Raw genomic sequence first — 6,575 nt, 5'->3', positions numbered from 1 at the left:
GCCACCCAAGCGAATCACGAACGCTTGACCGGCAACGATGCCCCAATGTCACCCCATCGAGCGATGACAAGCCAGACATAAGGTCGCGTACTGCACTCTCAGGTGCGGGCTGTAAGCCGGCAGGTCGTGCACGGGGATAGCGAGGGCGCCGAGCGCGGAGGCGACGGTGCGGGAGAGGAAGTCCTTGCCGCGGTCGATGCGCACCAGGGCCGGCAGGCTACCTATGGGCCCGTAAGGGCCGTCGGGTTCGTCGCGGGAGATCGCGGTGCGCAGCGCTGCCAGGATCGCGTCCCAGGACGGGGTGTGCGGGGTGATGGCGGCGCCGGTGACGGCGTTCGTGGCGCAGTCGATGAACCAGGTCACCCACGGGCACACCAGCTCGCCGTGCAGGTCGACCTCGACCGGGACGTGTTTGTGGTCGCCCTCCCAGCAGGCGTTGCGCCACTGGCGGGGCCAGCGCAGGTGCACGTCGTGGCGGCGCCGAGCCTGCTCTCCGCCGGTCAGGGCCGCGCGCTGGCCCGGGTTCAGGTCCCGGCGGATCGCCCGGTGTAGCGCCGCCAGCGACGGCACCGCCACCGACACGGCCTCGCCCGCGTCGTCATCGGCGGCGCGGGCCTCGGCGAGGAGCTCGCGGTGCACTGCGGCCGCGTTCCCGCACCACAGAACGAGCCGGGCATGCAACTGCGGGGTGACCATGAAACGCTCCCGCTGCCTCGCACCGGTCCGCCCCTCGGCACGGGCAGCGGCCAGCCAGCGCCACACCGTGCGCAGCGAGACCCCCACCGCGTCCGCGACCAGCCGCACATGGCCGGTCGCCAGCTCACCCCGTGCATCCAGGGCGAGTAGCCGGTCCACCGCCTGCTGCCGCGCCAACGCAACCGGCACCACCGGCCCCGCGCCGGCCGGCCCGTCCTCCTCCGGCACGAGCACCACCTCCACCCCCCGACGCCGCGAGAACCCGTGCCCCTGTGCACAGGCGTCCTGGACCCAGGAAGCCGGACTCTGCACAGGCGTGACACCGCAATCGGCATTCCGCTGACACCAGGGCGGGGCGTGCGGTAGGGGCACGGTTTGGAAAGGACGTCTCGTCCTCGTCCGCTTCGACCGGGCAGGTCGCGGGTAGGGCCCCGTGGCCATGGACGGCTTCCTACAGGTCCCGATAGTCGGCCGGGCAGCCATATGGCCTTCCGCCTTTGAAAGCGGCGGGCAGTCCAGGCGCAGCAGCATGGCCGGGCGTGATTCCCCGGTACCGCTGGGACAGCGAAGGGCTGGCCGGGGCCCGTCGCCGGATGGCCCGGAGCCGATAGCGTGCCAGCCATGACCGCACCCGCTGCACCCGAGTCAGCGCTGCCGACCCGGCAGCAGCTGAAGGACCTGCACACCTTCATCGACGGTCGGGCCTACCACGCCATTGGCCCCACCATCCGTGTTCCGGGCACCCCGGCTCTCCTGCGCGAAGACCAGAGCGCCGTTATCCGAGACGCTGCTCAGTCAGTCTTCGCCACCTCCCAGCACCTGTGCCGCGCCTTGTGGCATCACCTGGACCAGCCCGACCCGGTACCCGCCGCGTATGCCGTCTGGGCCGCCCTATGCGCCCTCGCCGCCCCCTGGCACAACCACCCTGACCTCCCCGAACATCTCCGATCCCTCTTCAGCCCCGGCCTGCAACAGACCTGACACCTGGCGACACTCGCCCACCCATGGGGTACGGGCGGGAAGGGGTGCACTGGCGGAACCAGACGAGCGAAAACCCATGGCCCGGCAGGCGGCCAGGGCGATTGACTGGCAACCGGGCACAACACCGACCGACAAGGGGGATCCGTGGAGGATCCGGATTTCACAGTTCTGCTGACCGGCACCTCCCCTCACGACCCGACAGCCCTCAAAGCGGTCCGCACAGTGACCGGGCTGAGCCTGTGGCGTAGCCGGCAGCTGCTGGACAGCGCGCCCGCCACCGTCCGGTCGGGCATCCCGTTCGACATCGCCGCTCGCGCGGCGCAGCACCTGCGCCAGGCCGGCCTACCGACCGCGATCCGGTGCGGCTGGTGCCAGCGCACCCTGCCCGACGGCGACACCCCTGTCGATCCCAGCCCCTGCACGTCCCTGTACTGGCCCACCGCTCACTGCCCGGCCAACTCCCTGACCAGCTGCGACTGCAGCTTCTGCGCCGTCCACGGCCCCCTGCCCGGACACACCGCCCACCCCAGCCCCTGAAAACCCTGTGCCGCCGACCGCAGGCCCGAGCCTGGCACGGAAACCATGAGCACAGGCCCAACACCACCCGGCAGCCGCGAGCCGGCAGGACTCGCGCGGGCGGCCAGGACGTCCGGACCCGGCCGACGCCGGACGCCGGTGCAACACGGGCCGCCGGGCGGGCTCCAGATGGCCTGTGCGCAGGTCGATAGGCTGACGGAATGACAGGAGTGCTGGAGTTCGGTGCGCTGCTGGCGCGCCTGATGGGGCACCGGACGCTCGACGCCTGCGTGCTCTCGACGGCGGGCGGCACCGGCCTGGAGGAGCTGCAGGCCGTACTCGGCGGGCGGCCGCCGACCGAACGGCTGCTCAGGGACCTCGGGCCGGTGCTCAGCCTGCACGCCGCCGACCTCTTCGTCCTGGCCGGGCAGCCGGTACCCGACGACCTGACACCGGTCACCCGCAATCCGCACTGGTCGGTCAGCCCCGTCGTCTACAACACGATGGTCATGCCCGCCGAGAACCGGCGGCTGCTGCTGGACGCGATCCGGGCGCAGCCCCTTGTATCGCGGGAGGGACGGGGCGGGACCGACCGGCCGCACCACCGGTACGAGCCGGGCCTCGGCGCGGTGCTCCTGGAACTCACGCACAGCCGGAACCTCACCTGGCTATGCACGGCGAAGGCCCTGTACGCGGTGACCGGCGGGCGGATCTACCTGTCGGCCCCCACCATCGGCGGGATCGGCCGAGGCACCGTCGAAGTGACCCCCGAACTGGTCGCCGGCTTCGCGGGCCTGCTCGGCATTCCCGCCCCCGACCTCGCGGCGGCCGGCGGCGTCCGCCTGCCGGACGACCTGCCGCCGCTGCACCCACGGGCCGCCGACGTGGCCGCCGTCATCTGGGAAGCCCGACGCCTCACCACCGCCCAGCTCGAGGAAGCCCACCTCGCCTCCCGCCACCTGGCCGGCCGCTGACCGGCCCCCACCAGGGCTGCGGGAACCACGAGGCCAGCCACCGACCGCGAACAGCCACCGGCGCACCGTCGAACGTGGATCGGCCGAATTGCTACAAGGGCGAGTAGGACTGGTACTTGCCCTGCAAGGACGAGGCGGCTGCACCGGCCACATCGGACCGGGGACCGGCTGCGCATTCGTGGAGAAACCTCGTAACCTGGGGCCTCGGCCAACCCGCTGCGGCAGCTGCGGCCCAGAACCGGAGACCGTCGTGGGGGTCCAAAGGCTCAAGGAAGTCCAGGACGTGGTCGATCGTGGCCGTGTCCAGGCACAGCCGCTGCATCGCCACGGCACGCAACGCGCCGTCGGCGAGCATCGGGGTTCCGCTGTCCAGGCACCAGCGCAGGGAATCGCCTGTGGCCGCGGGAGCGCTCAGCCGCACGATGGCGTCGCCGATCGCGGTGTACACCGAGGTGGTTTCGAAGGGGCGCTGGGCGAGTTCCCGGAGCAGGCCGAGCGCGGGGCGGTGACTGCACATCCCGAGCGCCATGACGATCTGATACTGGGTCTCCCACGTGCGGGGATCACGCACCTCCCGCTGAAGGGCCTCCAGCAGCGGCGGACCCGCTGCGGGGTCGGCAAGCCGGCGCAGCCGCGTCGCGGCGGAACGCCGCTTCGGCGACAACCGGTGGCCGAGCTGCTCCACGGCCTCATCCAACGTCAACGCCATCACGGTCCCTGTCTGCGCGGCTTCGTTCCGGGCGCAGCGTAGGGCCTCGTACCGACACCGTCTGCCGGGTGGCTGGGGGATGCGCCCGCTCCGGTGTCCTGGGCCGAGGAGGGGACCCGATCGATGAATGCGGCCGGACGGTTGGCGTGGGTGTACTCGTCCGCGATGTTGAAGACGCTGGCGCACACCGGGCATTGCGCGTCGCCGAAGAGGTGGGCGATCCCGTCGGCGAGCGTCTCCTGCCCGTCGCGGACCGCGGTCCGGTGCATCCACCGGCCGGTCCCGGTGAGTTCCTCGGCGACGGCCGGTCGCAGGTCCCGTCGCAGTTCCTCGTCGCCGTCCCACACCTGCGCGTAGCACCCGAACCGGCCGACGGCGATCTTCATCTCCGCAGCGCAGTGCGGGCATTCCAGCTCGTAGATGTCATCTGTGAAGCCCTCCAGGGCGTTCGCCCAGTGGTACTCCTGTGCGACGGCGAGCAGAGCGCGGAAGGAGACGAGATAGTCGGCCGGCCGCGACCGCAGGTGCCGGTCCAGCGCCTCGCCGAACTCCGCGATCGTGCCGGCGCAGTCCGCCAGCAGGTCGTCGCAGCCGTGGTGCCCGGCCGCGCGCTCGAGGATCCGCCCCGCCAAGGCGCGCGCCTGCGCGCTGCGCGGCGCGAGGCTCACCAGCTGCGGCAGGGCGGCGAAGCCGGCCGGAAAGACCAGGTCGCCCTCGAGGACGAGCCGCCAGCCCAGCTCCTGCCACGCATCCGCGTCGTCCCGGCGTTCCAGCCTCGCCAGGAGCGCTGGGACGCGATCGACATCGAAACTGCTGTCACGTATGCGTGCCCAGTCCACCACCCCGGTATTGAACACCGGACACCCGACATCCAGAGCCGAGGCCCTGCGGGCCGACGGCTGGCGTAGGGATCTGCATCATGATGTCACCGGGTGGCGTCTCCTGATGTCACCACACATCCGCACCCCGGTGACACCCACGACTCCCCCGCCCCCACACGCCACCACCAACAAGGGCCAGTGACACCAGCTGATCCCCCAGTGACAACAAACCGCAGATTCGCACCCACCCCCAGGGGCCCTCCCCCGGTCCCGGCCGGTGGCCCCTCGCGGGCGCCCCGCACGGCGGTCCCTGACGGGCCCTCAATCTCAGACTCCGGACCGGATCCTAAGCGTATCCGGCGGCGTTTCCCTGACCTCCGTACAGCTCTATCGTACCGGTTCCCGGACGGGCACGAGACGCGAACAGGCGACCTCGCGACAACCGTCCATCCCGGCTCTATCCGGCGGCACTTTCGACGGGAATGCGAATTCCCTTCCGCTTCCTTTCAGGCAGCAGTCCGAAAGCCATTCAGAGCGCAGCGGCGAGGAATCGAATTCAGACGCGCAGAAAAGGGGCCTGCGGCCCTCACCACCGACACGACGACCGCCACTCCAGACCAACCAGGAAATCCCGCCCGGCGTCAACCGAGCAATTCCCGAGATGGCGACACAAACCGAACGCCGGACCAGGGCGGCGGCCAGAGAGCCACCAGGGCGGGGCGCAGCGCCGGGCGGCGCGGGCGGGAGCCGAGGCCGGCGGACCGGCGCAGCGCGTGCAACACGCCCAGCCGGGCCCCTCCCAACCGCATAACCTCTGGTCAGACCCGCAACACGGCCCCGTGTTGCACCCCGCCGCACCCCCGCGTCGCACCCCGCACTCCCCCACCAGGCCACCAACCACCAGGCTGCCGGGCCTCACCACCAGGAGAAGGCCGGCCCCGGACGGCGGCCCGGGCCAGCCCACACCCGGCGGTCGGCAACGCCCGGCGGCCACCACCCGAACGTCGCCCGCGGCCCCACCCCGGCACCCTGTCGCACCCACCTGTCACGCCCCCACCACACACACGGGCTGAGGGGTATCCACCCACGTCACAGCCCGCGACAGCACCCCACACGACAAGCGGCGCGACAGCAGGCGCGACAACACCCACCCCCCACCCAGAACGACACCACGGTGGCTTCCAGGGCGGCCTGACGGCCACCCAGCCCTCCGACCCGGACGACGGCACAGCCAAGCCGCCGAAAGCACAACGGGGGCGACCACAGCGGCGCCCGGCAACCCCGGACGGCGGCGCAGCGCCACCCGGAACGGGACGGCGGCCCGGCAAGCAGGCAGGCGGGGCCCAGCCCGACCGCCCGAACAGCGGCGCAGCTCCGGCCAGGGCACAGCAGGCCAAAGCGAGCACAGCTGGCCCGGGACCGCGGCCGCAACGGCCGCCCTACACGCCCCACAAGCCCACAGAACACCCCGCCACCAGGAAAAACAGCACCCCAATGACACAACCCCACAAACCCCACAACCCCGAACGACAGCCGGAACGACAGCGCACGACGGCGCAACAGGCCCCGCCCCGAACGGCACGGCCCGGGGCCCAGCCCGGACGGGCGCGATCTGGACCGCAGCCACCCGCCGGCGGGCACGGCGACCAAGGCACGGCGACGACGGCGCAGCAGGCCCGAACGGAGCCACCCGGCGAACCGGACGACGGGTGGCAGTCGGCCGGGCTGGGCCCCGCGCCGTGCCCGTCGTAGGGGTGGTGGTGCCCTTGGGCCGGCAGCAGGCCCACGGCGACCAGGGCGCAGCCCGGCCCCCACCAAACCGAACACCGACCCCCGCCACCCCACACCCCACACCCCACACCCCACACCCCACAATTC

The 6,575-nt window shown here is 71.9% G+C and carries 6 protein-coding genes; 3 read left to right on the top strand and 3 right to left on the bottom strand.

Annotation, left to right across the window (positions count from 1 at the left end; genetic code table 11):
• Positions 1-48: 48 nt before the first annotated feature.
• Entirely contained in the window at positions 49-933 is an 885-nt protein-coding gene (locus OP86_RS31880) for a leucine zipper domain-containing protein (protein WP_157849905.1), read from the bottom strand.
• A gap of 384 nt (positions 934-1,317) precedes the next feature.
• Between OP86_RS31880 and OP86_RS31875 the strand changes: the two genes are divergently transcribed.
• The 3 genes from OP86_RS31875 to OP86_RS31865 all read left to right on the top strand — a co-directional run bounded on the left by OP86_RS31875 (position 1,318) and on the right by OP86_RS31865 (position 3,167).
• On the top strand, positions 1,318-1,677 hold the full coding sequence (locus OP86_RS31875) for a hypothetical protein (RefSeq protein WP_030062442.1): 360 nt from the start codon (positions 1,318-1,320) through the stop codon (positions 1,675-1,677).
• A 144-nt stretch (positions 1,678-1,821) separates the two neighbouring features.
• Positions 1,822-2,214: a ribosomal protein L7/L12 gene (locus OP86_RS34395; RefSeq protein ID WP_245231847.1), complete on the top strand. Its 393-nt coding sequence runs from the start codon at positions 1,822-1,824 to the stop codon at positions 2,212-2,214.
• A 200-nt stretch (positions 2,215-2,414) separates the two neighbouring features.
• A complete protein-coding gene (locus OP86_RS31865; RefSeq protein ID WP_033334311.1) occupies positions 2,415-3,167 on the top strand; it encodes a hypothetical protein in 753 nt (250 codons plus the stop codon).
• A gap of 91 nt (positions 3,168-3,258) precedes the next feature.
• On the opposite strand, the gene OP86_RS31860 is transcribed toward OP86_RS31865, so the two are convergent.
• The gene (locus OP86_RS31860) at positions 3,259-3,876 is read right to left on the bottom strand and encodes a hypothetical protein (protein WP_030062445.1); all 618 of its coding nucleotides are present in this window, start codon (positions 3,874-3,876) and stop codon (positions 3,259-3,261) included.
• Positions 3,876-4,718, bottom strand: a complete 843-nt coding sequence (locus OP86_RS31855) for a hypothetical protein (RefSeq protein ID WP_157849904.1) — start codon at positions 4,716-4,718, stop codon at positions 3,876-3,878. The genes OP86_RS31860 and OP86_RS31855 overlap by 1 nt, the downstream gene beginning before the upstream one ends.
• Positions 4,719-6,575: the final 1,857 nt, after the last annotated feature.

This window comes from Streptomyces novaecaesareae, assembly GCF_000716875.1.
Classification (GTDB): domain Bacteria; phylum Actinomycetota; class Actinomycetes; order Streptomycetales; family Streptomycetaceae; genus Kitasatospora; species Kitasatospora novaecaesareae.
The sequence above is the reverse complement of the archived record's forward strand: the minus strand, read 5'-3'. Positions and strand labels throughout refer to the sequence as shown.